Source organism: Sphingobium phenoxybenzoativorans (genome assembly GCF_018286635.1).
GTDB lineage: Bacteria > Pseudomonadota > Alphaproteobacteria > Sphingomonadales > Sphingomonadaceae > Sphingobium > Sphingobium phenoxybenzoativorans.
The window spans coordinates 771,104-796,457 of record NZ_CP073910.1; the positions used below are offsets into that span (position 1 = coordinate 771,104).

Consider the following 25,354-nt stretch of genomic DNA (forward strand, 5'->3'; position numbering starts at 1 on the left):
TCCTCGGAAGATGAAGCATGTCGCTATTTTCTAGGGTGGATTAGCTCAGACCCAACTACTCGATTGAAAACAGGATAGAGTAATGTCGTTAACCATGTTCGGAATTAAGAACTGCGACACGATCAAGAAGGCGCGGACCTGGCTGGAGACGCACGGGGTCGAATATGCCTTCCATGACTATAAGGCTTCCGGCGCGGATGAGGGGAAGTTGCGCGCATGGGTGGCCGAGCATGGCTGGGAAACGATCCTGAACCGGGCGGGCACCACGTTCCGGGCGCTGCCCGACGCGGACAAGCAGGGGATCGACGCGGACAAGGCGGTGGCGCTGATGCTGGCCAATCCGTCGATGATCAAGCGGCCGGTGCTCGACCTAGGCGAAAAGCGGATCGTCGGGTTCAAGCCGGACGTCTATATTGAGGCATTCGCCAAGCAGTAGGGGCTGGGGCAGTAGAGGTTGGGCAGGAATAATCCGACCAGTAATATTGCCGTCATGCGGCGCGCCTAGCGCCGGGGCAGGAGGACCGATGTTCAAAGCCCCACATATGTTCAAGGCGCTGCCGATGCTCAAGGCGTTGGTCGCCGCCGCCCTTCTTGCCGTTCCGGGAGCCGCCATGGCCGATCCGATCATCATCGCCCATCGCGGGGACAGCGGCGAACGGCCGGAGCATACGCTGGCCGCTTACGACCGGGCCATCGATCAGGGGGCCGACTTCATCGAGCCTGATCTGGTTCTGACGAAGGACGGCGTGCTGGTGGTGCGGCATGAGAATGAGATTTCCGGCACGACCGATGTCGCCGACCATCCCGAATTCGCCAGCCGCAGGACGACCAAAAAGATCGACGGTGAGGATATTGCCGGCTGGTTCACCGAGGATTTCACCCTGGCCGAACTGCGGACGCTGCGCGCGAAGGAGCGGCTGGCGCAGGTGCGGACGGCGAACAAGCGGTTCGACGGGCTGTACCAGATCCCGACGTTCGAGGAGGTGATCAAGCTGGCCAAGGCGCGGGAAGCGGAAACCGGCCGCCGGATCGGCATTTACCCGGAGACGAAGCACCCGACCTATTTCGCCTCCATCGGCCTGCCGCATGAAGCGCCGCTGCTCGCGATGCTGGAGAAATATGGCTATGGCGCGCCCGACGATCCGGTATTCATCCAGTCCTTCGAAGTCGGCAATCTGAAGCTGCTGCGCGGCAAGACCCGGCTGCGCCTGATCCAGCTTGTCGCGTCGCAGGGCGGGCCGCCGGACATGGCGGGCATCGCCTATGCCGACATGATGACGCCGGAGGGGCTGAAGGCGGTCGCCGGCTATGCCGACGGCATCGGGCCAAGCTTCGACATGGTGATCGGGCCGGACGGGGCGGACAGCGGGCTGGTGGCGTCGGCGCATGCGGCCGGGCTGCAGGTGCATCCCTGGACGTTACGGGCGGAAAACATGTTCCTGCCCAAAGCGTTCCAGAAGGGCGACGACCCCGCCGCGCATGGCGATTTCGCAGGGGCGGTGCGGGCCGTTGCGGCGACGGGCGTGGACGGATTGTTCAGCGATTTTCCGGGACTGGCGCGGGCGGCCCTCCAACCCTGATATTTCCCAACCAACCCGCTTGAATTTCGTCGCGGTTGCGCCGAATGTCCGGCGATGTTGTCGCAAAAGACCCGTTACGCCATCCGCGCTCTCCAGCATCTGGCCGATCATTATGCGCAGGGTCCGGTCCCCCTGACCGAGATTGCCGAAAAGCAGAATATCCCGTCCAAATTCCTGACGGTTATCCTGTCCGAGCTGTCGCGCGAGGGGCTGGTCGCCACGCAGCGCGGCAGGGACGGGGGATATTGGCTGGCGCTGTCGCCGATCGACATCAGCTATGGCGATATCGTGCGGTTGACGCGCGGGTCGCTGGCGCTGGTGCCCTGCGCCAGCCGGTTCGCCCACGAAACCTGCAAAAACTGCCTGCCGGAAGAAGAATGCCGCCTGCATCGCGTGATGCTGCGGGTGCGGGACGAAATGGCCAAGGTGCTGGACGGGATCAGCCTGGCGGAGCAGTTCGCCGTATAAATGCAACGGGGAACGCGACGGTATATCGCTTTGCGAAACGGCGGATATTAACCTGAATTCAACGATGTAAGCGGGGCCATTCCGGCTGCCCATATTTTGCCACATTTCGTCGCCCGCCTATTGTCTATTAAAATTATAGAATTATATCGAAGGCTCCCGCCAAAGCTTTTGAGGAGCAGGACATGGATCGATTCGGACATGCGAGCGACGCGCGCCAGCCGGTGGTGCTGACCATTCCCGGCCTCAACAACAGCGGCCCCGGCCATTGGCAGACCATCTGGGAACAGAAGCGCGGCGATTGCGAACGGGTTGACCTGGGTAGCTGGGCCAGCCCCAACCGCAATGCGTGGGTCAACCGGCTGGACTCTGCGATCCGCGCGGTCAACGGCCCGATCGTGCTGGCGGCGCACAGCCTGGGTTGCCTTGCCGTCGCCTGGTGGGGCGCGCTGCAGAGCCAGGCCTATGGCTGGCCGGTGGTCGGCGCGCTGCTGGTCGCGCCGCCCGACTGCGACCGGATGGAAACGCCAGAAACGATCGGCGGTTTTGGCCCGGTGCCGAAAGCGACGCTGCCCTTCCCGTCGATCATGGTCGCCAGCCGGAACGATCCGTACATCTTCTACGAGCGCGCCCACAGCATCGGCAAATATTGGGGCAGCCAGATCATCGACGCTGGCCATAGCGGCCATATCAATGCGGAGTCGGGCCTGGGCGAATGGCGGTTCGGGCAATCGCTGCTGGACAAGCTGATCGGCCTTGCCGCCGACCAGACGGCGCTGGCCCGGCAGTTGCGGCCCGCCGCGATGGTGACGGGCGACCGTCAGGCGCCGCTGCTGGGCCAGGCGTAACCGGCCCGGCGCGCATCCGCAGGGCTTGAAGTAACAAGCGCACAGCTACCGGGCATAAATCTACAAAGCATAAATCTACTCAAGGGATAGAGAAACTATCAGGGGGTAGAGCATTGCTTTTTTGTCTATCGAAAAAGTTGAGATATGAGTGCGGCACGAGGTAAGCGAATGAACATTGAAGAAGTCGAGCGTTGGGCGCAGCCAGTGCGGCCGGACATTATCAGCAGCATCGACGCCGTGCGTTCCGCGCTGGAGTCGCTGCGGTTCGGGTCGATCACCCTGACCGTCCATGATGCGCGCGTCGTGCAACTCGACGTCACCGAAAAGCGCCGGTTCAACGGCGCGGCCGGCAAGGATTGAGATCAGCCCAGTAGGGAAAGAACAGAAAAAACAGGCATCCGCCGGGTCGCCGGAGACGCCAAGTTGACACACAGACAACCGGACATCCGGAAGGGGAATTTTATGATCGTGCGTTCACTGTTGCTCGCCACCGCGGCGAGCGCATCCATTCTTGCGCCTGCGGCCTTCGCCCAGGATGCGTCGACGGCGCCGGCCGAGGCGGCAGAGCAGGCCGATCAGGGAGAGCCGAGCCGTGGCGAAGTCATCATCGTCACCGCGCGCCGCCGCCAGGAAGCCGCGCAGGAAGTGCCGCTGGCGATTTCCGTGATCCGTGGCGACAGCATCGAATCCACGGGCAATTTCAACATCGTCAAGCTGCAGCAGCTTGCCCCGACTTTGCAGGTCTACACGTCGAACCCGCGCAACACCTCGGTAAATATCCGCGGCCTTGGCGTGCCGTTCGGCCTGACCAGCGACGGTTTCGAGCAGGGCGTCGGCATCTATGTCGATGACGTCTATAACTCGCGCGTCGCTTCCGCGACCTTCGACTTCCTCGACGTCGCGCAGGTGGAAGTGCTGCGCGGACCGCAGGGCACGCTCTACGGCAAGAACACCACCGCCGGCGCGATCAACATCACGACCAACCAGCCAACCTTCGACTTTGAAGGCCGCGCGGAGCTGACGGTCGGCAATCTGAACTACAAGCAGGCGAAGGCCGCGATTTCCGGTCCGCTGACCGACAAGATCGCCGCCCGTCTCGCCATCGCCTCCACCAGCCGCCGTGGCACGATCTACAATGTCGCCAGCGGCCAGTGGATCAACGAGCAGGACAATCTGGGCCTGCGCGGCCAGTTATTGTTCCAGCCCACCGAGGATCTGAGCATCACGCTGTCGGGCGATTACAGCCGACAGGACCCGGAATGCTGCGGCACCGTGTTCGTGCGCGTCGGCACGACGCAGCGTGCTTTGAACCGGCAATATGATGCGCTGGTCGCGGCGGTGAACGCCGCCAATCCCGGCCGCAACTACGCCGTGCCCAGCCGCAATCCCTATGACCGGTTGACCGATCTCGACTCCAGCCTGAACGCGGGCAACAAGATCGGCGGCGCGTCCGCCAAGGTGAAGTGGGACCTGGGGTCCGGCACGCTGACCTCCGTCACCGCCTGGCGTTTCTGGGACTGGAAGCCGGAGAATGACCGCGACTTCACCGGCCTGTCGATCGTCTCGCTGTCGCAGAACCCGTCGCAGCAGGACCAGTATAGCCAGGAGTTCCGCTATAACTACACCAGCGACCAGTTCGATTTCGTTCTGGGCGCGTTCGGGTTCAAGCAGCGCATCGACACGCAGGGCACCGAGCAGCAGGGCGCGGATGCCAGCCGGTGGAGCCTGACCGGGACGCAGGCCGCCAACGCCGCCATCCTCAACGGCCTGACCGCCAGCAACACCCAGTATCTCAAGAGCACCAGCGCCGCGCTGTTCGGCCAGGTGAGCTGGAAAGTGACCGACGCGCTGACCATCCAGCCCGGCGCGCGCGTCAATTATGACAAGAAGTCCGGCTTCTACGAGCGCATCGTGACCAACGGCGCTGGGCAAGTGATCAGTTGCACGCCGACGCCGGCCGCCGGTTCGGTCCTCGCGGCGCAGTGCGGCGTCTACCAGCCGCAGGTCAGTTCGCCGTCCGACAGCGCGTGGAACTTCACCTATGACTTCAACGTCAATTACAAGTTCGCGCGCGACATATTGGGTTACGCAACCTACGCCAAGAGCTTCAAGACGCTGGGCATCAACCAGAACGGCCTGCCGCTGAACGCCGACAATACGGTGAACTACGACGCGGGCACGGTGAAGCCGGAATCGGTCAATCATTTCGAAATCGGCCTGAAGACCCAGTTCCTGGACCGCCGGGCGACATTCAACCTTTCGGCCTTCCGCACGGAGATCAAGAATTTCCAGGCGACGGTGAATGGCGGCCAGTTTGGCACGGTGCGCGGTTATCTGGCCAATGCAGAGAAGGTGCGCTCGCAGGGTATCGAGGCCGATTTCAAGGTCACGCCGAACGAGCGGCTGAGCGCCTATGCCAACGCCGCCTATACCGACGCGAAATATAAGAAGTTCACCAACGCGCCCTGCCCGCCGGAACTGTCGGGCGGCACGCTGCAGGGGGCCAACGCCACGCCGGACTATTCGCAGCCGGGCGTGCCCGGTGCGCTCAGCCCGCGCCAGTGCGACATTTCCGGTCAGGCCCTGCCCGGCGTGTCCAAATGGGCCTTCTCCTACGGTGTGGAGGTCAATGCGCCGGTCACGCTGCTGGCGAAGGAAGGGCAGGCCTATCTGGGCGTCGACGGCAATTACCGGTCGGAATGGAATTCCAACGCCTCGCCGTCCATCTACACCGAGGTCAAGGGCTATGCGCTGACCAACTTCCGCGCCGGTTTCCGGGGTGACGGGTTCGATGTGTTCGGCTGGGTCCGCAACGCCTTCGACGTCAACTATATCGATCTGCTGCAGGTCGCGCCGGGCAATGTCGGCCTGATCGCGGGCCAGCCCGGCGATCCCCGCACATGGGGCATGACCATCAAGGGCAGCTTTTAAGTTCTGACCCCCCCCCCCCGGTCAGTAAAACAGGGCAGGGAAGGCGGCTCCCTCTCAGCGCCGTCCCTGCCCACCCGAACGGGATGCGCGGATCAGCGCTCCGGTCGCAGCAGATAATAGCCCGTATGCGGCTTTAACGCCGCCTTGCCCAGCGCTATCCCGAAATCGGCGAGGGAGCGCAAGAAGCGCTTGGGCGAGCCAATGTCCATCATGGTGGCGCGGCGGCGCACCTGATCGACGATCTTCATGTGGTTCTCCGATGCCAATCGCTCGATCGACTTCACCGAAAAGGCGTTGATATGTTCGAGCGGCTGCACCGCCATATGCGCCAGATCGTCGCCGCGCATAGCGTGCGCCCGGACGAAGGGCGATTCCGCTGCGAGACCCTTTTTCTCTATGGTGCTGCGGATCGGCCCGGCGGGCGGCACCGACACCTTCATCACGCCATCGGTGATCGCAGCAAGGCGGCGAAATTCCCGGCGCGGATCGACCAGATGTTCCAGCACCTGTTCGGTATGGACGATGTCGAAGCGCATGCCGTCCACTGCCTCATCCGGGATGATGCGCACGCCAATGTCCGCGGCCATCGCCAGCTTCTCCTCCCCGATTTCCGTCGCATAGACGGTCGCGCCGAGCGCGCGGGCGACGCGCGCCCAGCGGCCGAAGCCGAAACCATAATCGAGAAAGGCGATCTGACCCGCCGGCTTGTCGATCATGCGGAAAAGCATCATCATCTCGCCCGCTATCTGGCGGAAATTGTCCACGGTCAACAGGTCGTCCTCATAGGCCCGCAGGAAAGATGGGCTGATCATTTCCGTGTAGACGCGCCCCAGCATAGCGTCGTTGGGCACGTTGCGCTGGAACACCAGCTTGCACTCAGGGCACTCGGCCAGCGTAAAATTCGTGCCCTCCAGCGTCGCCCATTCGATATGGCCCTGCTCACGGAAATGGCTTTCCAAGAAAGAGCGGACCGGGTCTTGCGTAAACGGAACGGAATAGAATGTCTCGCAATGGGCGCTTGCACAGACCGGGCAATCTTCCCGCACGATGAAATAGGCACCGTTCACACAATCTTGCATGGCATTCCCCTGACTCAGGCGGGTTTCACCTCTAACACAAAGCCTGCTCCTGTCATCTACAGATGACAGGAGGACAGCGGCGGCGCATGGGGCGATCCGTCTGGTTTGCACACGGTCCCCGGCTGCGGTAAAGCGCCGCCATGTCCACGACCTTCACCCTCGACACCTCCACCAGCCGCGCCAATCCGACGCCTGCGCCGATGAAGCGGCTGACCGTGCCGGCGATCCAGCGGCGGAAGTTTGAAGGCAAGACCGCCGAGCCGCTGGTCATGCTGACCGCCTATACGGCGCGGCAGGCGCAGCTTCTCGACCCGCATTGCGACATGCTGCTGATCGGCGACTCCCTGGGGCAAGTCATTTATGGTCTGCCGTCCACGCTGGCGGTCACGCTCGACATGATGATCGCCCATGGCGCGGCGGTGGTGCGCGGCAGCTATCACAGCCTGGTCATCGTCGACATGCCGTTCGGCAGCTATGAAAGCTCGCCGGAAGCGGCATTCGCCAGCGCCAGCCGGGTCATGGCCGAAACCGGCTGCGCGGCGGTCAAGCTGGAAGGCGGGCAGGCGATGGCGCCGACCATTGCGTTCCTCAGCCAGCGGGGCATCCCGGTCATGGCCCATGTCGGCCTGACGCCCCAGGCGGTGAATGCGCTGGGCGGCTATGCCGCGCGGGGCAAGAGCCAGGAGGAGCATGCCAAGATCATGGCCGACGCCCGCGCCGTCGCCGACGCCGGAGCGTTCGCGGTGGTGCTGGAGGGCGTGATGGAAACGCTGGCCGATGCCGTCACGGAAAGCGTCGACATCCCCGTCATCGGCATCGGCGCGTCCGCGCGTTGCGACGGGCAGGTGCTGGTGACTGAGGACATGCTGGGCATGTTCGAGCGCACCGCCAAGTTCGTGAAACGCTATGAGGACATGGCGACGATGATTTCCGGCGCGGCGGAGCGTTATGCCGCCGATGTCCGCGCCCGGACATTTCCGACCGACGAGCAGGTTTACCGGCCGAAAAAGTAATTTGCTCTTGCCCGCCGCGCCGCTAATGTCCGGCGCCTCTCTCTATCCGCCCCGTTTCCCTGTGTTTCCCGGAGAATGACCTTGGCATTGACGCCGCAATCCAACGAAGCCTTCCTGCGCGAGGTCGATGACGCCGTGCGGCAGGACCAGCTTCTGGGGTTCTGGAAACGCTATGGCCGGTGGATCGCGATCCTGGTGGCGGCGGGTCTGGCCGCGTTTGGCGGCTGGCTCTACTGGAACCACCACAGCGCCGGCAAGTCGGGCGAAACGGCCGAGGAAATGCAGGGCCTGCTGGAAGTGGTCGCCGCGGGCGGCGCGCCCGACATGAAGAAGCTGGATGCGCTCGCCAAGGATGGCCAGCCGGGTTATCGCGCGACCGCGATGCTGGCGAAGGCCGCCGTGGCGGTGAAGAAGAATGACACGAAGGGCGCGATCGCGATCTTCAAGGGCATGGCGGCGGACAGCAGCCTGGCCAAGCCCTATCGCGACCTGGGCCTGATCCGCCAGACGGCGCTGGAGTTCGACAGCATGAAGCCGCAGGATGTGGTCGATCGGTTGAAGCCCTTCGCGGCCGCGGGCGACCCCTGGTTCGGCAGCGCCGGGGAAATGACGGCGGTCGCCTATATGAAGATGCGCAAGCCCGACCTTGCGGGGCCGCTGTTCGCGGCGCTGGCAAAGGATGCGCAGGTGCCGGAAACTGTCCGTTCACGTGCGCGACAGATGGCGGGGCTATTGGGAGTCGATGCGGTAGACGCGACGGTGGGGATTGGCGAGGATGGCGGTGCGAATGCAACTTCGGGTGGGTAAGAAACGGATGATGCGGCTGGGCGCGCTGCTCGGCTGCGTCGCGATGCTTTCGGGCTGCGCCGTGCTGGGCGGCGGCAAGGGCAATGGCGGCAAGAAAACGCCGGTCGTCGGCAAGCGCACATCGATCCTGACGAGCGAGCAGGGCGTGGCGGTCGAGCCGACGATTGCCGATGTCGCCGTGGTCCTGCCGGAGCAGGCGGTGAACGACCAATGGTCGCAGCCGGGCGGCAACCCCTACAAGACGATGGGCCATCTGGCGCTGTCCGACGCGCCGCGCCAGGCGTGGAGCGTGTCGATAGAGGGCAGCACGCCCAAGGCGCGCCTTGCCTCCGCCCCGGTCGTGGCGGACGGCAAGCTGTATGTCATCGATGCGTCGGCGCGCGTGATCGCGATGAACGCGGCGACGGGTTCGAAAATCTGGCAGACGGCGCTGCCCTCCGAAGGCAATGGCCGGTCGCTGTTCGGCGGCGGCGTGAGCGTGCTCGGCGACCGCCTCTATGCCAGCACCGGCGTAGGCGATGTGGTCGCGATGAATGCGTCGGACGGCAAGATCGTGTGGAAGCAGCGCCCCGGCGGCCCGCTGCGCGGCGCGCCGACGCTGGCCAATGGCTCGGTCTATGTGATGAGCCAGGACAACCAGATATTCGCGCTGGCGCAGCAGGACGGCGCAACCCAGTGGACTGACAGCGGCACGATGGAGGCGACCGGCGTGTTCGGCGTCGCCGCGCCCGCCGCAGGGCAGGGCACGGTGATCGCGGGATACAGCTCCGGCGAGCTTTCCGCCTATCGATATGAAAATGGCCGGTCGCTGTGGGGCGACGCGCTGTCGCGCACCAGCATCTCGACCTCGGTCGCCTCGCTGGCCGATATCGACGCCGACCCAGTGATCGACCGCGGCCGCGTGTTCGCCATCGGGCAGGGCGGGCGCATGGCGTCCTACGAACTGGTCAGCGGCCAGCGCCTTTGGGAAATCAACATTGCGGGCATTTCCACCCCGGCCGTGGTCGGCGAGTGGGTGTTCGTGGTGACCGACGACGCCAAGCTGCTCTGCGTTGCGCGGGCGACGGGCAAGATCCGCTGGATCAGCCAGCTCCAGCGCTTCAAGAAGGTCAAGAAAAAGACCGGCGCGGTGCGCTGGACCGGGCCGCTGCTGGCGGGCAACAGACTGTATCTGGTCTCGACGCTGGGTGATATGGTCACTGTCGATCCGCAGACCGGAAAGGCCGCCGAACCGATCGACATGCATCATCCGATGTCGCTGTCCCCGGTGGTGGCGAACAGGACGCTGTATATCCTTGCCGATGACGGCAAGCTGATGGCCCTGAAATAAGGCCACGCGCAAAGAAGGAAGCAAGGCACGCATATGCTGCCCGTAGTAGCCATTGTCGGGCGGCCCAATGTGGGCAAGTCCACGCTGTTCAACCGCCTGATGGGCAAGAAGCTGGCGCTGGTCGACGACCAGCCCGGCGTCACCCGCGACCGGCGGGAGGGCGACGTGTCGCTGCTCGGCCTGGATTTCCGGCTGGTCGACACCGCCGGTTATGAGGATGAGGACGAGAATACGCTTCCGGGCCGGATGCGGATGCAGACGCAGGCGGCGGTGGACGGGGCGGACGTCGCCCTGTTCATGATCGACGCGCGGGCGGGCATCACCCCGCTGGACGAGGAAATCGCCCGCTGGCTGCGCGGCAATGACGTGCCGGTCGTGGTGATGGCCAACAAGGCGGAGGGCAAGGCGGCCGACGCGGGCGTCATGGAGGCGTTCGGGCTGGGGCTGGGCGAACCGATCCCCTTTTCCGCCGAACATGGCCAGGGCCTGTCCGATCTGTTCCAGGCGCTGCTTCCCCTGCTGGAGCGGGAGGAGGAGGATGAGGAGCCGGAGGAGGATTTCGCCGAGGATGATGACAGCGCGCCGCTAAAGCTCGCCATTGTCGGGCGGCCGAACGCGGGCAAGTCGACCCTCATCAACCGCTATCTGGGCGAGAACCGCCTGCTGACCGGGCCGGAGGCGGGCATCACCCGCGACAGCATCGCCGTCGACTGGGTGTGGACCGACATCGACCAGCGGGACCGGCATGTGCGGCTGATCGACACGGCGGGCATGCGCAAGCGCGCCAAGGTGCAGGACAAGCTGGAGAAGCTGGCGGTGTCCGACGGCCTGAACGCCGTGAATTTCGCCGAGGTGGTCGTGCTGCTGCTCGACGCCACGCGCGGGCTGGAGGCGCAGGACCTGCGCATTGCCGACAAGGTGATTGAGGAGGGCCGCGCCCTTATCATCGCGCTCAACAAATGGGATACGGTGGAGAATGGCTCCGGCCTGTATCAGGGCATCAAGAAAGCGCTGGAGGACGGACTGGCGCAGGTGAAGGGCCTGCCGATCCTGACCGTGTCCGGCTATACCGGCAAGGGGCTGGACGAGCTGTTGCGGGTGGCGTTCGAAAGCCGGGCCACCTGGTCGCAGCGCGTGTCGACGGGGCAGCTCAACCGCTGGTTCGAAAAGGCGCTGGAGGCCAATCCGCCGCCCGCGCCCGGCGGCAAGCGGATCAAGCTGCGCTATATCACCCAGATCAAGACGCGGCCGCCATCCTTCGTGCTGTTCGGCACGCGGCTTGACGCCCTGCCGGAAAGTTATCGACGCTATCTGGTTAACGGCATCCGGCGCGAACTGGGCTTTGGCGCGGTGCCGGTGCGACTCACCCTGCGCAGTACGAAGAACCCCTTTGATAATTGATCCGGTTCGGATCGATGCGCGGGGCATGCGCTGCCCCTGGCCCGCCCTGCGGGCCGCAAAGGCGATGCGCGCGGCCGATCGCGTGATGATATGGGCCGACGACCCCAATGCCCCGAAAGAACTGGCCGCATTGGCCGCCAGCGGCTGGCGGCTGACCGATATTGCCGATCCGCTGGGGCCATGTTTTCTCATCGAGAAAGAAAACATAGTCAAAACGGTGCTTTAACCGGCCGTTTACTGCGCCCGCCTTACAAGTGCGAAGGTAGGGACGTGGAATTGCCGCAGGGAGCACCTCGTGGGACATATGGACGCAAAGCTGATCGACCCGGCCGGGTTCGCGCAGGCGCGGACTGAACTGGGCGCGGGCTTCGTCCGCATCCTTGGCTATTTCCGGGAGGACGGCACCAAATCCGTGCTCGCGATCGAGGAGGCGATGCGCAACCGCAACGCCACCGCGCTGGTATTGCCCGCCCACACGCTGAAGGGCGAATCCCGCCAGTTCGGCGCGGAACGGCTGGGCGACATGGCCGAGGAAATCGAGACGGTCGCGCGCCGCTGCGTCGAATATCATGAAAGCCCGGAGGAGCTGATCGAGACCGTGGTCGAGATCCGCAACTGCTTCAACGAAACGCTGGTCGAACTGGAAAAGGCGAGCAGCCCGCTGGTCGCCCGCAAGCCCGCGGTGTTCGGCCGCCGTCCCGAAGGCGCTGCGCCGAGCTTCGGCCGCATGTGATCCGCACCCTTCCGGCGACGGAAGGGGCATCCCATACATGGATATATTGGGCGCTGGCGCGGTTTTCTCGCGCTGCCCAGGGCATCCGGTGGGTTCATCCGATGTGCGAATGCGCCAGAGCTTGTCCCGCGTGAAGGGACGCGCGGTCCTGCGCAGGCGGGGACCCGGCCTCCCGCTTTGATCTGGCTCCCTGTTCGGGATGGACTCCTGTTTTCGCAGGAGGAGGTGCGGCGCCCGCTTGCCGGACCGCGCTTCAGGCTGGCCTTGGACCCCACAGGATCACGGCGCCGCCCAGAAGGCAGATGCCCATCCCGATCATGTCCCAGCGGTCCGGCCTGACGCCCTCCGCCGCCCAGAGCCAGAAAATCGCCGACATGATATATATCGCGCCATAGGCGGCATAGGCCCGCCCGGCATTGCCGCTTTCCACCAGCGTCAGCAGATAGGCGAACAGGCATAGCGAGGCGATGCCGGGCAGCAGCCACCAGGGCGACTTGCCCAGTTTCAGCCAGGCCCAGAAGGCGAAACAGCCGGCGATTTCCGCAAGAGCGGCCCCGATATACGCAAGAACAGCCATAGCCGGTTGGGTGACAGCCCGGCAGCGATACCGCAAGCCTTTCCCGTTGGCCTTCGCGCCAGCCTTTCCCACAGGGGGGGGCGGGCCGGATGGCGGAGGGAATGACGGGTGGGCGGCGGCCATTGGCAGGCCGTCAGGGCTGAATGCCGATCCGTCCCAACATCCCGTTCCGCCAGTTCATCGGCCCGGCCAACAAAAAAGCCGCCGGATCGCCCGGCGGCTTTTTGTCTCGCGCTTTCCCGATGGAGGAAAGGGTGCGGGTTCTCAGTCCTCGGCGGCTTCCGACTGGAGCTGGATATAATTCTGGATGCCCATACGCTCGATCATTTCGAACTGGGTTTCCAGCGTATCGACATGTTCCTCCTCGCTGTCGAGGATCTTCTGGAACAGGTCGCGGCTCACATAGTCGCGCACGCTCTCGCAATGGGCGATGGCGTCCTTCAGCAGCGGCAGCGCCTCATATTCCAGCTCAAGGTCGGCCTTCAGGATTTCTTCTACGGTCTCGCCGATCTTCAGGCGGCCCAGAAGCTGGAAGTTGGGCAGGCCGTCGAGGAACAGGATGCGCTCCGCCAGCTTGTCGGCATGCTTCATCTCGTCTATCGATTCTTCATATTCGAACTTGGCGAGCTTGGTGACGCCCCAGTGATTCAGCATGCGGTAATGCAGGAAATACTGGTTGATCGCGGTCAGCTCATTCTTGAGCGCCTCGTTCAGAAATTCGATGACCTTGAGGTCGCCCTTCATGGGATAGGCTCCGGAACAATTGATGTCGGAGCGTTATATAAGGGTTGGACGCACTTTTGTTAAGGCAAAAAGTGGCGGATTTCCGCCACTTTTTGGGATGCAACTGCTAGGCAGTCGCACGCTCCGCAGCGATAATGGTTCGCGCAAAAGATACGCACTGACCGCATTTCGGACGGCGGCCGAATTTGGCGTAAGCGCTGCAGGGCGTGTCCGCACCGTCGCGAGCGGCCTCCCGAAGGTCCTTTTCCCGAATGGCATTACAGACGCAAACGACCATGCACGCTCTCCTGAAACCCATAGATAGCGATAGTGATAATAGGTCGCAATAGTAAAGAATGGCTAATGCGCCGAATTGTGTCAGCGCGGAACGCTTTTGCGCATCGGTTGCAGCTTGCCGCGCGCCAGGCTCCGCCACAGCCATTCCATCGGGCCATAGGCGAATCGGTCCAGCCAAGGCTTCGACCATAGCAGCATCAACGCCCAGGCGAGCAGCACGAACAGATAGAGCGGCGCGCGGTCGACCCTCCCGAACAGGCCGAGGCCCCAGCCGTAGAAGATGGCGCACATCACAAGGCTGGTGCCCAGATAGTTGCTGAACGCCGCCCGGCCGGCGGCGGCGATGCGGATGATCAGCCAGTGCCCCTGCGCCCGGCCGATGATCCACAGGAACAGCGCGGCATAACCCACCGTCAGGGGAATGCGGAACGGGAAGGACCAGGCCATGAGCGCGCCGAAGGTGGCGAGCGTGTCAAAGCCCGACAGCAGCACCCAGACCGCCAGCGCGATCATCGGTGGCAGGCCGATCAGGAAACAGTGCCGGGCAGTGCGGCGATATTGCTCCCCGTCCCAGTCGCCGGTCAGGAACCCGCCCTTCAGCATCGCCATGCCCAGCAGCATGAAGCCCAGCGTATCGAGGCCGAAATAGAGCAGCATCGCGGGGAAGGCGGCCGGGAAGGCATGAAGCTCATGCGCGAATATGGCGGAGAAGCCGGAGCGGTAGATGGCGGCCTGCTCCATGATCGCCTGCGTGCCGGGCTTGCCCAGCGCGGCGGCCATGGCGGCGAATCCCTGCACCGTTTCGGCGGATGCGCCGGGCTGCGACGCGGCATCCTGATAGGCGTAGAGCGGCGCCATGATGGCCGCGACGATCAGGAAATGCAGGGCGAATGCGGCAAAGGCCCATTTGACCAGCGCGATCGGCTCCTTCCCCACGAACAGCAGCGCCACCATCCCTACAAGGGCGTAGAGCATCAATATGTCGCCCCACCACAGCAGCAGATAATGGGCGAGGCCGAACCAGAACAGCCAGAAGGCCCGGCGCATATGGGTGCGGCGGCCATCCCCGCCGGACATTTCCGCCCGGTCGATCACCAGCAGCATCGACGCGCCGAACATCAGGGAGAACAGCCCGCGCATCTTGCCGTCGAACAGCACCCAGGCGATGGCCCAGGCGGCTATGTCGGCCGCGCCTTGCCCGCCCCAGGCGGCCGGATTGATATAGGCCTGCTCCGGCATCGCGAAGCTGACGATGTTCATCAGGAGAATGCCCATGACGGCGAATCCGCGCAGGGCGTCGAGGGGGAAAATCCGGTCGCTGGCGTGCATCGGCCGGGGCTAGAGCGCTTTGCGCCACGCCGCAAGGCCAGGATAGGGCGAGGGCCATGCCGGGGCACTGGAAATCAGGCGCGGCTTCTGTCAGGCCCAATCGCATGAGTCCGACGCGGAAAGACAGGATAGGCGCTGCCTTCGGCGCGGCGACGGCGGGCTATGAGGACCATGCCGGGGTGCAGAAGGTCGTGGCGCGGACGGTGGCCGATCTGGCGGGGCTGCTGAAGGTTCCCGACAGCGCGCGGATATTGGAGATTGGCTGTGGCACGGGGTTGCTGACGCGCGAGATCGGCCTGCGCTGGCCGGGGGCGGAGCTGGTGGCGACGGACTTGTCGGCCGAGATGGTGGGGCAGGCGGCGAAGGGGGCGATGATCGCGGGCACCTTCCTGCCGATGGATGGCGAATTTCCCTGGTTCGAGGGGCCGCATTTCGACCTGATCCTCTCCAGCCTGGCGTTCCAGTGGTTCGATGATTTGGCCAGCGCGGTGGCGCGGCTGGCGCGGCTGTTGCGGCCGGGGGGAAGTTTGATCTTCTCGACGATGGCGGAGCGGAGCTTTGCGGCGTGGCGGGTGGCGCATGCGGCATGCGGGGTTGTGGCGGGGGTGCCGGATTATCCATCGCTGGCGGATGTGCAGGCGATGCTGGCGGGGCAGGCGGACGCCTTCGCCTTCGACGAGGATTATGCGCTGGAATGCGGGAGCGCGAAGGGTCTGATCGCGCACCTGAAGGGCATCGGCGCGGTGGTCCCGGTGGAGGGGCGCTCGCCGCTATCGCCGGGGGACTTGCGGCGCGTGATGGCGGCGTTCGACGCTGGCGGGGCGCGGGATGGATATCATGTGGTGTTCGGGCGGGTGACGCGGGTGTCGTAAAATCCGATTCCACTTCGTCATTCCCGCGTAGGCGGGAACCTAACTCTCCCATCGCTGCTGGCGTGCCGAAGGCGAAATGGGTTCCCGCCTACGCGGGAATGACGAGTGTTGAAGATGTCTAATCCGGCAATCGCTCGAACCCTAAGCCGATAGCCAGATCATCCCAATGCGGGTTCAACGCCTCGATCAGCGCGATCTTCCAGGCGCGGTTCCATTTCTTGAGGCGTTTTTCGCGCAGGATCGCTTCGTCCATCGTACCGTGCTGCTCAAACCACATCAGGCGCTTTACGCCATATTCCTGGGTAAAGCCCGGAACCGCGCCAATGCGATGCTGATGAAGGCGCTGGATGAAGTCCGACGTTACGCCGATATAGAGCGTGCCGTTGCGTTTGCTTGCGAGGATGTAGACGCAGGGCTGGCGGACCATGCGTTGAAGCTATCCCACCCGTCATTCCCGTGAAAGCGGGAACCTATCGCGCCTTTGTGCATGCCAGGCGTTTGAGGAAAGATGGGTTCCCGCTTTCGCGGGAATGACGAAGTTAAGGGGCGGTCAGCCGTCCATCAATGCCGGGAAGAAGCCTTCATGTGCGGTACGGAGGTCGGTAAGGGGCCATTGCCACTTCGAAACGCCTCCTGAAAGGGAGATCGTATTACCGCCGACAAAACCGAGATGCAGGCAGGATAGGTTCTGTTCTTGCGCTCGCTCTCTAACCTTGGGCCAATTCTGTTCTGAAACTTCCAGAACAAACCTCCCCTGATCTTCGCCAAACATCATGCCGGTCAGCCTTGCGCCATTCTCCAGGTCGTCAGACTTGAAGCTGGGATTGAGGCGCGCGCCCAAGTTACCTGCAAGCGCCATTTCGGTGACCGCGATGAGCAGGCCGCCATCCGACACATCGTGAACCGCAGCCACCAGTTGATCCGAAACCAGACGACGGACGAACTCCCCGGCCTGCCTCTCCTTCTCAAGATCAACGGGAGGCGGTGGCCCATCTTCCCGGCCTAGCACTTCCCGTAGCCAAACTGATTGACCAAGGTGAGTGCCATAACCGTTTGCACCGATGGCCAAGACTATGTTGCCCTCCGCCTTAAACGCCACCGTCGCCATCTTGTCGACATCCGCCAGCAATCCAATCCCGCCGATCGCGGGGGTCGGCAGGATCGCGCTGCCGCCGCCGGTCGCCTTGCTTTCATTGTAGAGCGACACGTTGCCGCTCACGATGGGGAAATCCAATGCGCGGCAGGCGTCGCCCATGCCTTCGAGGCAGCCGGTGAATTGCGCCATGATTTCCGGGCGCTGCGGGTTGGCGAAGTTGAGGCAGTTGGTGACGGCGAGCGGCGTTGCGCCGACCGCCGACAGGTTGCGATAGCATTCGGCGATCGCCTGCTTGCCGCCCTCATAGGGGTCGGCATAGCAGTAGCGCGGGGTGCAGTCGGTGCTGATCGCGATGCCCTTCTGCGTGCCGTGGACGCGAACGACGGCCGCGTCGCCGCCGGGGCGCTGGACGGTGTCGGCGCCGACCATGTGGTCATATTGCTCCCAGATCCAGCGGCGGCTGGCGATGTCCGGGGAGGCCATGAGCTTCAACAGGTCAGCGGCGATGTCCGTGCTTTCGGGGATGTCGCCGAGCGGCTTGATGCCCGCCCATGCCTTATACTCTTCCTTGCTGGCCGCCGGGCGGTCGTAGAGCGGGGCGTCGTCGGCCAGCGGGGCGAGCGGGATGTCGCAGACGGTCTCGCCATGATGGACAAGGACCATGCGGCCGGTGTCGGTGACTTCGCCGATGATCGCGAAGTCCAGTTCCCATTTGTGGAAGATCGCCTCGGCAAAGGCTTCGCGGCCGGGCTTCAAGACCATCAGCATGCGCTCCTGCGATTCGGAGAGCATCATCTCGTACGCCGTCATGCCGGTTTCGCGTTGCGGCACGGCGTCCATGTTGAGCAGCAGGCCGACGCCGCCCTTGCTGGCCATCTCCACGCTTGAGGAGGTGAGGCCCGCCGCGCCCATATCCTGAATGGCGACGATGGCGTCCGACGCCATCAGTTCCAGACACGCCTCGATCAGCAGCTTTTCGGTGAAGGGATCGCCGACCTGCACCGTGGGGCGCTTGGCGTCCGAATCCTCGCCGAAATCGGCGCTCGCCATGGTCGCGCCGTGGATGCCGTCGCGGCCGGTTTTGGAGCCGACATAGACGATGGGATTGCCGACGCCGCTGGCGGCCGAATAGAAAATCTTGTCCGTGTCGGCGACGCCGACGGTCATGGCGTTGACCAGGATATTGCCGTCATAGGCGGGGTGGAAATTCACCTCGCCGCCCACGGTCGGCACGCCCACGCAATTGCCATAGCCGCCGATGCCGCGCACTACGCCGCTGATCAGGTGGCGCATCTTGGGATGATCGGGCCGGCCGAAGCGCAGGGCGTTCATATTGGCGATGGGCCGCGCGCCCATGGTGAACACGTCGCGCAGGATGCCGCCGACGCCGGTCGCCGCGCCCTGATAGGGTTCGATATAGCTCGGGTGGTTGTGGCTCTCCATCTTGAAGATCGCCGCCTGCCCGTCGCCAATGTCGACGACACCCGCATTTTCGCCGGGGCCGCAAATGACCTGAGGCCCTTCGATCGGCAGCTTCTTCAGGTGGATGCGGCTGGATTTGTACGAGCAATGCTCCGACCACATGACCGAGAAGATGCCGAGTTCGGTGAGGTTCGGCTCCCGCCCCAGCGCGTTCAGGACGCGGGCATATTCCTCCTCGTTGAGGCCATGCTCGGCGACGATTTCCGGGGTGATCTGGGTGGCGGTGCTGGACATGTGCGCGCGTTTAGCGAGGCCGCGGGGATTGGGCAACCGGGCGTGCGGATTTCCGGACGTTGGTTGGGACAATGCAAGGCCGCCGCGCTTGTCATCCCGGACTTGATCCGGGATCCATTGGCTCTGCGCCTGAATGATTACACCCATGTTTATGCTCATGGATCCCGGATCAAGTCCGGGATGACGAAGGCATGGATGATGCCGCGCGCAAAGAAAAAGGGCCGGGCGCTTGTCGCGTCCGACCCTGTTGTCGTGTGGAATGTCAGGTCCGTTGGGGCGGACCCGGCCGTGCGATCAGGCCTTGCAGCTCTGCGCGCTCTTGCCGGGGACCGTGGCGTTGATGGTCGGGCCGCTGCCGTCGACTTCAAAGCCTTCCGCCGTGTAGGGCTTGCCCGCTTCCGCCGCGACCAGCTTGGTCGGCGCGCCATTCTTTTCCAGGCGCAGGTTCGCGGTCGTGTCGTCCGACAGGAAGTCGACGAAGATCAGGCTGTTGTCCTTGCAGCGATAGGTGCGGCTGTTCTTCACCGACGGGGGCAGCTTGACCGCCGAGGCGTTCGCAAGCTGATCCTTGAGCGGATCGGCAGGGCCGCCAACGACTTCGGGTTCGGACTGGCCGCAGGCGGAAAGGAACATCAGCGGTGCGGCGGCGAGCAAGGGGATATAAAGTTTCATAGCATTATCCGTATGTGCAATTGCAGCATCGACCGTCAATGGAAAACTGCGCATTAACTATGCTTTTCCGGCCTGCAATTTTGCAGGGCAGCATGACGGCTTCATGACAGGCGCGTCATGAACGCGCGCTGAAGCGCGCATGGCTGTCCGCCAAGGCTTGACCCCGCCCCTGCCGGACGTCAATGCATGCACATGGTCGAAAATGGTGAACTTGCTGGACAGGATGCGTCGGGACAGGATTTTTCCGCCCTGACTTTCGAGGCCGCCTTGCGCGAGCTGGAACAGATCGTCCGGCAGTTGGAAAGCGGTGACGTGCCGCTGGACGATTCCATCGCGCTCTATGCGCGGGGCGAGGCGCTGCGCAAGCAATGCGCCAAGCGGCTGGAGGACGCCGAGGCGAAAATCCAGAAGCTGACGGTCGACGCCAGCGGCGCCATCGGGGGTGCCCAGCCCTTCGGCGCGGACTGAGGAGCCAGGTTTTGGCACCGGGGGGCGCACGCGCGACATTGCTGAGCGAGGCGGCGCAGGAGACGGCGCAGGCCATCGATACGCTGTTCGATGCGATACTGCAGGTGCCGGACGATCCGCGCCACCGCCTGTATGAAGCGATGCGGCACGCAGCGATCGGCGGAGGCAAGCGGCTGCGGCCCTTGCTGGTGCGCGCCACCGGATCGCTGTTCAGCCTGCCGGAAGAATCGCTGGTGCGGGTGGGGTGCGCGGTCGAGTGCATTCACGTCTATTCGCTGATCCATGACGATCTGCCCGCGATGGACGATGACGCCCTGCGCCGGGGCAAGCCGACAGTGCATATCGCGTTCGACGAGGCGACGGCGATATTGGCGGGCGATTGCCTGCACGACATCGCGTTCGAGATATTGAGCGACGAGCGCACGCATAGCGAACCGTTCGTGCGGGTGGAGCTGATCCGCGCGCTGGCGCTGTCCAGCGGCCCGGCGGGCATGGCGGGCGGGCAGATGATGGACCTGGAGGCCGAGAGGGCGAGTTTCGATCTGCCGACCGTCACCCGGCTGCAGCAGCTCAAGACCGGCGCGCTGATCGGCTATTGCGTGGAGGCGGCGGCGATCATGGCGCGCGTCCCGCCGGAGGGCCGCACCGGCCTGCACGGCTATGCCCGCGACCTGGGCCTGGCGTTCCAGATCGCCGACGACCTGTTGGACGTGGAGGGCGATGAGGCCGCCGCCGGCAAGGCGCTGGGCAAGGATGCGGCCGCGGGCAAGGAGACTTTCCTGTCCCTGCTGGGCGTGGACCGGGCGAGGGAACAGGCGCAGATGCTGGTCGATCAGGCCAAGGCGCATCTGCGCGGCTTTGGCGAGGAAGCCGATCTGCTGCGGGCGATAGCGGATTATGTGATCGAGAGGGACAGATAGGATGGCTATGCGCATCGGTGTTTATCCGGGAACATTCGACCCGATCACCCTGGGCCATATGGACATCATCCGGCGCGGCGCGAAGCTGGTCGACCGGCTGGTGATCGGCGTCACCACCAATATCAGCAAATCCCCCATGTTCACCGACGAGGAGCGGCTGGAAATGGTGCGGCGGGAATGCGCCGATGTGGATGCAGAGGTGGTCGTCACCGGCTTCAACTCGCTGCTGATGGACTTTGCTGAGCGGCAGGGCGCCAGCGTCATCATCCGGGGCCTGCGCGCCGTCGCGGACTTCGAATATGAATATCAGATGGCGGGCATGAACCAGCAGATCAACGACCGGGTGGAGACGGTTTTCCTGATGGCGGACGTGTCGCTGCAGCCGATCGCGTCGCGGCTGGTGAAGGAAATCGCGCTCTATGGCGGGCCTATCCACAAATTCGTCAGCGCGAAGGTTTGCGAGGAAGTGATGGAGCGGGTAGAGCGCATCGGGAGAAAGGGGGACTGAGTTCGCTCAGCCGCCGTTCATCGATATATTTCTAGGCGCATATTTCTTAGGCGCGCGTCCAGCGCGGGAGAGTTCAGGCACATGGCGTTCACTAATGGCTTCGGTTCCTTGGGCAGGGTGCTGACCCTGGCCTGCGCGGCTCTGGTCATGACAGCCGGCGTGCCCGCCCATGCGCAGGGCGGCGGCAAGACCGACGAGGCGAAGGAAGCGGAATCGGCGGCCAAGGCGGAGGACAACGTCAAGGCCCTGCGTGCCGAGAGCGCTCCGAAAATCCCGCCCGCCAGCCTGCCGCTCAACCCAGAGGACATCTGGGACCTGGACCTGTCCACCGGCGGCCGCGTGCGCATCCAGCTTCGCCCGGATATTGCGCCCAACCATGTCGCGCGCATCAAGGAGCTGACCCGCCAGGGCCTCTATAACGGCCTGAAGTTCCACCGCGTGATCGCGGGCTTCATGGCGCAGGGCGGCGACCCCAAGGGCGACGGCACCGGCGGATCGACGCTGCCCGACCTGAAGCAGGAGTTCAACATGATGCCGCATCTGCGCGGCACCGTGTCGATGGCCCGCGCGCAGAGCGAGGACAGCGCCAACAGCCAGTTCTTCATCCTGTTCCTGCCGCGCATGCAGCTCGACAAGAAATATACGGTGTTCGGCCGGGTGATCGAGGGCATGCAATATGTCGACGCGATCCCGCTGGGCGAGCCGCCCGCCAATCCGGCGGTCATCGTGCAGGCGTCGATCGAGAGCGACGGCAAGCCCGTGCCCGCCGTCCTGACAGCGCCGCCGCCGCCCGCGCCCAGCGTCGCCGACCTCAACAGGCCGATCGGCGGCAAGCCCGCGGCGAAGAAGCCGGCGCCCAAGAAGAAATAACCGCCCAGGGCTGCTCCGATATTGCGGCGGCCCGGACGCATCCATGCGCGTTGACCTGTTCGATTTTGACCTGCCGCCGGAGCGGATAGCGCTGCGCCCCGCCGCGCCGCGCGATGCCGCGCGGATGCTGGTGCTGCGCGGGGCGGATGGCGTGGAGGATCGCGGCGTCGCCGACCTGCCCGATGCGCTGCGCGCGGGCGACTGCCTGATATTCAACGACACGCGGGTCATCCCGGCGCAGTTGGAGGGCATGCGCGGCGCGGCGCGGATCGGCGCGACGCTGCACAAGCGGCTGGGGCTGCGCCAGTGGCAGGCGTTTCTGCGCAACGCCAAGCGGGTGCGGGACGGCGACCGGATCGATTTCGGCGCGGGCGTCACCGCCATCGCCGGGCCGCGCGACGAGGATGGCGGGGTGAGCCTCAGCTTCGAGGGCGAGGAGCCGGTCGAAATACTGCTGGAGCGGGCGGGGAGGATGCCGCTGCCCCCCTATATCGCCAGCAAGCGCCCGACCGATGAACGCGACCGGGAGGATTATCAGACCCTGTTCGCGCGGGAGGATGGCGCGGTGGCAGCGCCAACGGCAGCGCTGCATTTCACGCCGGGTCTGATGGAGCGGCTGGCGGCGGCGGAGATCGCGACCGAGACGCTGACCCTGCACGTAGGCGCGGGGACATTCCTGCCCGTGAAGGCGGACGATACCGACGACCACAGGATGCATGCGGAATGGGGGCGCATCGACGCAGCGACGGCGGAGCGGCTGAACGCCGTGCGGGCGAAGGGCGGGCGGCTGATTTCCGTCGGCACGACCAGCCTGCGCCTGCTGGAAAGCGCGACCGGCGAGGATGGCGTGATCGCGCCCTTCGAAGGGGAGACGCGGATTTTCATCACGCCGGGATACCGCTTCCGCGCGATCGACGGGCTGATGACGAATTTCCATCTGCCCAAGTCGACGCTGTTTATGCTGGTGAGCGCGCTGATGGGACGGGAACGGATGCAATCGGCCTATGCGCACGCGATTGCGGAGGGGTATCGGTTTTATAGTTATGGGGACGCGTCGTTGTTGTTGCCGTGATCACAGCTTAAAGCTGGTCGGCTGTCGATGTAGGAATGCACCAAGAAGGTGATTTTGATGGAGCATGAAGCCCCCTCTCTCACGATCGCAGTCGGTCCGCTCGCTAATATGTATGCGCTAACGCAGACAAGTCGGCTACTGACTGAGATTACTGAAAGTGAAGTCGCAGTCAAACCTGGCCCTCTGCTTGCCGGGCCGAATGAGTATCTCCGACTTGTTTTGGACGTATTCACACTACACGATTTGGCCAAGTGGATAGCGCAAGGTACAGTGACCGCCCTTGCAGGATTAGCCACTGCTAGGCTGGTCTCATTCACGAAACGCCAATTTCGACGTTTGACATCTATGGAACGGCAAGCCGCTTTTCCGAATTCCGATCAAGTAACACTTGATGTCATCACGAAAGCTGTCACGGCCCAGCAGGCGGTTGGTCAGTTTCTTATCGCCGTTGGGAACAGCACTTTGGCTGTGCCTACCCTCGCCGGTTTAAGTGAGGCGCAGGCTGTGCAAAAGATCGCGGATGCCTTTTTGGCTGCCGCAATATTAGCAGAAGAATTAGCTGCCAAAAATTTGTCTGCTCATCATTTCGGTCCTGAGTGGCCTCATGTTAACGATGACGTCTCCACGGCTGTTGTTCTTCATGAAAATGGCAATGCCGAGATACTGATTTCTCTTGGGGCCAAGAATGACGATCCCGCCCAAGGGCCAGACCTTGCGAAGCTTCTGTATGATGCTGCAACAGGTGAGTGTTCGATAGTGCCTGTCGAAGAATAAGTGATCACCTTGCTCACTTGTCTCTCTTTCTCCAAAGAGTGATCCGATATCCGTTCGCCCTGCGGCCGCCCAAGGACCCCACCACATGCGTATCGCCACGTTCAACATCAACGGCATCAAGGCGCGGCTGCCTCGCCTTGTCGAGTGGCTGAGCGAGACCCGGCCCGATGTCGCCTGCCTGCAGGAGATCAAGACGTCCGACGAGACCTTCCCGGTGAAGGATATCGAGGAGGCCGGCTATGGCGCGATCTGGCATGGGCAGAAGGGGTTCAACGGCGTCGCCATCCTGGCGCGGGGGCAGGTTCCGGTAGAGGTCGCGCGGGGCCTTGAGGGCGAGGCGGAGGATGAGCATAGCCGCTATCTGGAGGCGGAGGTGGACGGCGTGCGGATCGCCAGCATCTACCTGCCCAATGGCAATCCGCAGCCGGGGCCGAAGTTCGATTACAAGCTGCGCTGGATGAAGCGGCTGCGCGCGCGGGCGGCGGAGATCTGGGCGGAGGAAGTCCCGGCGGTGCTGGCGGGCGACTATAATGTCATTCCGCGCGACAAGGACGTCTATTCGATCAAGGCAATGGCCGACGATGCGCTGATGCAACCGGAAAGCCGGGCGGCCTATCGCCGGTTTCTGGGCGACGGGTGGACCGACGCGCTGCTTTCCCGTCACCCGGCCGGGGGCGTGTGGACCTATTGGGATTATCAGATGAACGCCTGGCCGCGCGATGCTGGCTTCCGTATCGACCATCTGTTGCTCAGCCCGCCCGCCGCCGACCGGCTGCTCGATGCGCAAGTCGACAAGGAATTTCGCGGCCGGGAAAAGGCCAGCGACCATGCGCCGGTGTGGGTCGAGTTGCGATAGCAGATGGCAAGGGCCGATCGTCTGGAACGCATGGACATCCGCAGGGCGGAGCTGGAGTCGGACTATCAAGAGGCTTTGATCGCCGCGCTGCGGGTTGCGGCGGCGGGGTCATGGGGATTGTTCGATCATCAGAGCGACAAGGCGGCGCGGGCGAAAGTTGCGCCCGTCATCGACACTCTGTGCGAGCTTGCCGACGCGATTGACGCCATGCGCGCGCAACTGGGCATGGACGCATTTGCGCTGCACCGGGAATTTCTGGACGCGCGCGGGCCGGTAGCGCCCAGTGCGGTGGGTGAACCGAAACAGGCGCGGGCATGGCTGGAGAGGCTGGGGGTCTCGCTTTAGGCAGAGCCGATGGCGGCCGATGCGCCAACGCCGCCGGGCGGAATTATACCCGGACAATATTGACGGAATAAA

General features: G+C 64.0%; 29 protein-coding genes. 21 read left to right on the top strand and 8 right to left on the bottom strand.

Annotation, left to right across the window (positions count from 1 at the left end):
* The first annotated feature begins 82 nt into the window (after window positions 1-82).
* The 6 genes from KFK14_RS03810 (at window position 83) to KFK14_RS03835 (ending at window position 5,824) form a co-directional block, all read left to right on the top strand.
* The gene (locus KFK14_RS03810; RefSeq protein ID WP_212609931.1) at window positions 83-436 is read left to right on the top strand and encodes an ArsC family reductase; all 354 of its coding nucleotides are present in this window, start codon (window positions 83-85) and stop codon (window positions 434-436) included.
* A 124-nt stretch (window positions 437-560) separates the two neighbouring features.
* Complete coding sequence (locus KFK14_RS03815) at window positions 561-1,580, top strand: glycerophosphodiester phosphodiesterase (protein ID WP_212611025.1); 1,020 nt, start codon at window positions 561-563, stop codon at window positions 1,578-1,580.
* Window positions 1,581-1,634: 54 nt separating this feature from the next.
* Complete coding sequence (locus KFK14_RS03820; protein WP_212609932.1) at window positions 1,635-2,048, top strand: RrF2 family transcriptional regulator; 414 nt, start codon at window positions 1,635-1,637, stop codon at window positions 2,046-2,048.
* 182 nt (window positions 2,049-2,230) lie between these two features.
* Entirely contained in the window at window positions 2,231-2,893 is a 663-nt protein-coding gene (locus KFK14_RS03825; RefSeq protein WP_212609933.1) for an RBBP9/YdeN family alpha/beta hydrolase, read from the top strand.
* A 168-nt stretch (window positions 2,894-3,061) separates the two neighbouring features.
* Window positions 3,062-3,253, top strand: a complete 192-nt coding sequence (locus KFK14_RS03830; RefSeq protein ID WP_070157565.1) for a YezD family protein — start codon at window positions 3,062-3,064, stop codon at window positions 3,251-3,253.
* Window positions 3,254-3,355: 102 nt separating this feature from the next.
* Window positions 3,356-5,824, top strand: a complete 2,469-nt coding sequence (locus KFK14_RS03835) for a TonB-dependent receptor (RefSeq protein ID WP_212609934.1) — start codon at window positions 3,356-3,358, stop codon at window positions 5,822-5,824.
* A gap of 92 nt (window positions 5,825-5,916) precedes the next feature.
* On the opposite strand, the gene KFK14_RS03840 is transcribed toward KFK14_RS03835, so the two are convergent.
* A complete protein-coding gene (locus KFK14_RS03840) occupies window positions 5,917-6,903 on the bottom strand; it encodes a class I SAM-dependent methyltransferase (RefSeq protein ID WP_212609935.1) in 987 nt (328 codons plus the stop codon).
* A 140-nt stretch (window positions 6,904-7,043) separates the two neighbouring features.
* On the opposite strand from KFK14_RS03840, the gene panB reads away from it, so the two are divergent.
* From panB to KFK14_RS03870, 6 genes are all read left to right on the top strand, one after another.
* On the top strand, window positions 7,044-7,916 hold the full coding sequence (gene panB / locus KFK14_RS03845) for a 3-methyl-2-oxobutanoate hydroxymethyltransferase (RefSeq protein WP_070157563.1): 873 nt from the start codon (window positions 7,044-7,046) through the stop codon (window positions 7,914-7,916).
* A gap of 81 nt (window positions 7,917-7,997) precedes the next feature.
* Window positions 7,998-8,723, top strand: coding sequence for a tetratricopeptide repeat protein (locus KFK14_RS03850; RefSeq protein WP_212611026.1), 726 nt, complete (start codon window positions 7,998-8,000; stop codon window positions 8,721-8,723).
* Entirely contained in the window at window positions 8,704-10,053 is a 1,350-nt protein-coding gene (locus tag KFK14_RS03855; RefSeq protein WP_212609936.1) for an outer membrane protein assembly factor BamB family protein, read from the top strand. The genes KFK14_RS03850 and KFK14_RS03855 overlap by 20 nt, the downstream gene beginning before the upstream one ends.
* A 33-nt stretch (window positions 10,054-10,086) precedes the next feature.
* Window positions 10,087-11,454, top strand: coding sequence for a ribosome biogenesis GTPase Der (gene der / locus KFK14_RS03860; protein ID WP_212609937.1), 1,368 nt, complete (start codon window positions 10,087-10,089; stop codon window positions 11,452-11,454).
* A complete protein-coding gene (locus KFK14_RS03865; protein ID WP_425516653.1) occupies window positions 11,444-11,680 on the top strand; it encodes a sulfurtransferase TusA family protein in 237 nt (78 codons plus the stop codon). The genes der and KFK14_RS03865 overlap by 11 nt, the downstream gene beginning before the upstream one ends.
* Window positions 11,681-11,749: 69 nt before the next feature.
* A complete protein-coding gene (locus tag KFK14_RS03870) occupies window positions 11,750-12,187 on the top strand; it encodes an Hpt domain-containing protein (RefSeq protein WP_070157982.1) in 438 nt (145 codons plus the stop codon).
* 253 nt (window positions 12,188-12,440) lie between these two features.
* On the opposite strand, the gene KFK14_RS03875 is transcribed toward KFK14_RS03870, so the two are convergent.
* The 4 genes from KFK14_RS03875 to KFK14_RS03890 form a co-directional block, all read right to left on the bottom strand.
* On the bottom strand, window positions 12,441-12,764 hold the full coding sequence (locus KFK14_RS03875) for a YnfA family protein (RefSeq protein ID WP_070157983.1): 324 nt from the start codon (window positions 12,762-12,764) through the stop codon (window positions 12,441-12,443).
* Window positions 12,765-13,028: 264 nt separating this feature from the next.
* Window positions 13,029-13,508: a bacterioferritin gene (gene bfr, locus KFK14_RS03880; RefSeq protein WP_212609938.1), complete on the bottom strand. Its 480-nt coding sequence runs from the start codon at window positions 13,506-13,508 to the stop codon at window positions 13,029-13,031.
* 106 nt (window positions 13,509-13,614) lie between these two features.
* Entirely contained in the window at window positions 13,615-13,785 is a 171-nt protein-coding gene (locus tag KFK14_RS03885; protein WP_070157985.1) for a (2Fe-2S)-binding protein, read from the bottom strand.
* 80 nt (window positions 13,786-13,865) lie between these two features.
* Window positions 13,866-15,113, bottom strand: coding sequence for a DUF418 domain-containing protein (locus KFK14_RS03890; protein WP_212609939.1), 1,248 nt, complete (start codon window positions 15,111-15,113; stop codon window positions 13,866-13,868).
* Window positions 15,114-15,217: 104 nt separating this feature from the next.
* On the opposite strand from KFK14_RS03890, the gene KFK14_RS03895 reads away from it, so the two are divergent.
* Complete coding sequence (locus KFK14_RS03895; protein WP_212609940.1) at window positions 15,218-15,985, top strand: methyltransferase domain-containing protein; 768 nt, start codon at window positions 15,218-15,220, stop codon at window positions 15,983-15,985.
* Between the two features lie 118 nt (window positions 15,986-16,103).
* Here the strand turns inward: KFK14_RS03895 and KFK14_RS03900 are convergent, their stop codons facing one another.
* The 3 genes from KFK14_RS03900 to KFK14_RS03910 form a co-directional block, all read right to left on the bottom strand.
* On the bottom strand, window positions 16,104-16,412 hold the full coding sequence (locus tag KFK14_RS03900) for a GIY-YIG nuclease family protein (RefSeq protein WP_212609941.1): 309 nt from the start codon (window positions 16,410-16,412) through the stop codon (window positions 16,104-16,106).
* A gap of 123 nt (window positions 16,413-16,535) precedes the next feature.
* On the bottom strand, window positions 16,536-18,797 hold the full coding sequence (purL, locus tag KFK14_RS03905) for a phosphoribosylformylglycinamidine synthase subunit PurL (protein ID WP_212611027.1): 2,262 nt from the start codon (window positions 18,795-18,797) through the stop codon (window positions 16,536-16,538).
* Window positions 18,798-19,091: 294 nt separating this feature from the next.
* Window positions 19,092-19,469: a hypothetical protein gene (locus tag KFK14_RS03910; protein ID WP_070157989.1), complete on the bottom strand. Its 378-nt coding sequence runs from the start codon at window positions 19,467-19,469 to the stop codon at window positions 19,092-19,094.
* A gap of 192 nt (window positions 19,470-19,661) precedes the next feature.
* On the opposite strand from KFK14_RS03910, the gene KFK14_RS03915 reads away from it, so the two are divergent.
* The 8 genes from KFK14_RS03915 to KFK14_RS03950 all read left to right on the top strand — a co-directional run bounded on the left by KFK14_RS03915 (window position 19,662) and on the right by KFK14_RS03950 (window position 25,282).
* Window positions 19,662-19,937 (top strand): exodeoxyribonuclease VII small subunit, encoded by a 276-nt coding sequence (locus KFK14_RS03915; RefSeq protein ID WP_070157990.1) that lies wholly within the window; start codon window positions 19,662-19,664, stop codon window positions 19,935-19,937.
* Between the two features lie 38 nt (window positions 19,938-19,975).
* On the top strand, window positions 19,976-20,857 hold the full coding sequence (locus tag KFK14_RS03920; protein WP_246525016.1) for a polyprenyl synthetase family protein: 882 nt from the start codon (window positions 19,976-19,978) through the stop codon (window positions 20,855-20,857).
* A 1-nt stretch (window position 20,858) separates the two neighbouring features.
* Window positions 20,859-21,365 (top strand): pantetheine-phosphate adenylyltransferase, encoded by a 507-nt coding sequence (coaD, locus tag KFK14_RS03925; RefSeq protein WP_070158303.1) that lies wholly within the window; start codon window positions 20,859-20,861, stop codon window positions 21,363-21,365.
* Between the two features lie 147 nt (window positions 21,366-21,512).
* Window positions 21,513-22,235: a peptidylprolyl isomerase gene (locus KFK14_RS03930; protein WP_212611028.1), complete on the top strand. Its 723-nt coding sequence runs from the start codon at window positions 21,513-21,515 to the stop codon at window positions 22,233-22,235.
* A 43-nt stretch (window positions 22,236-22,278) separates the two neighbouring features.
* Window positions 22,279-23,307 (top strand): tRNA preQ1(34) S-adenosylmethionine ribosyltransferase-isomerase QueA, encoded by a 1,029-nt coding sequence (queA, locus tag KFK14_RS03935; protein WP_212609943.1) that lies wholly within the window; start codon window positions 22,279-22,281, stop codon window positions 23,305-23,307.
* 57 nt (window positions 23,308-23,364) lie between these two features.
* A complete protein-coding gene (locus tag KFK14_RS03940) occupies window positions 23,365-24,081 on the top strand; it encodes a hypothetical protein (RefSeq protein ID WP_070156689.1) in 717 nt (238 codons plus the stop codon).
* A gap of 85 nt (window positions 24,082-24,166) precedes the next feature.
* On the top strand, window positions 24,167-24,937 hold the full coding sequence (xth, locus tag KFK14_RS03945; protein ID WP_212609944.1) for an exodeoxyribonuclease III: 771 nt from the start codon (window positions 24,167-24,169) through the stop codon (window positions 24,935-24,937).
* 3 nt (window positions 24,938-24,940) lie between these two features.
* The gene (locus KFK14_RS03950; protein ID WP_212609945.1) at window positions 24,941-25,282 is read left to right on the top strand and encodes a hypothetical protein; all 342 of its coding nucleotides are present in this window, start codon (window positions 24,941-24,943) and stop codon (window positions 25,280-25,282) included.
* Window positions 25,283-25,354 lie beyond the last annotated feature (72 nt).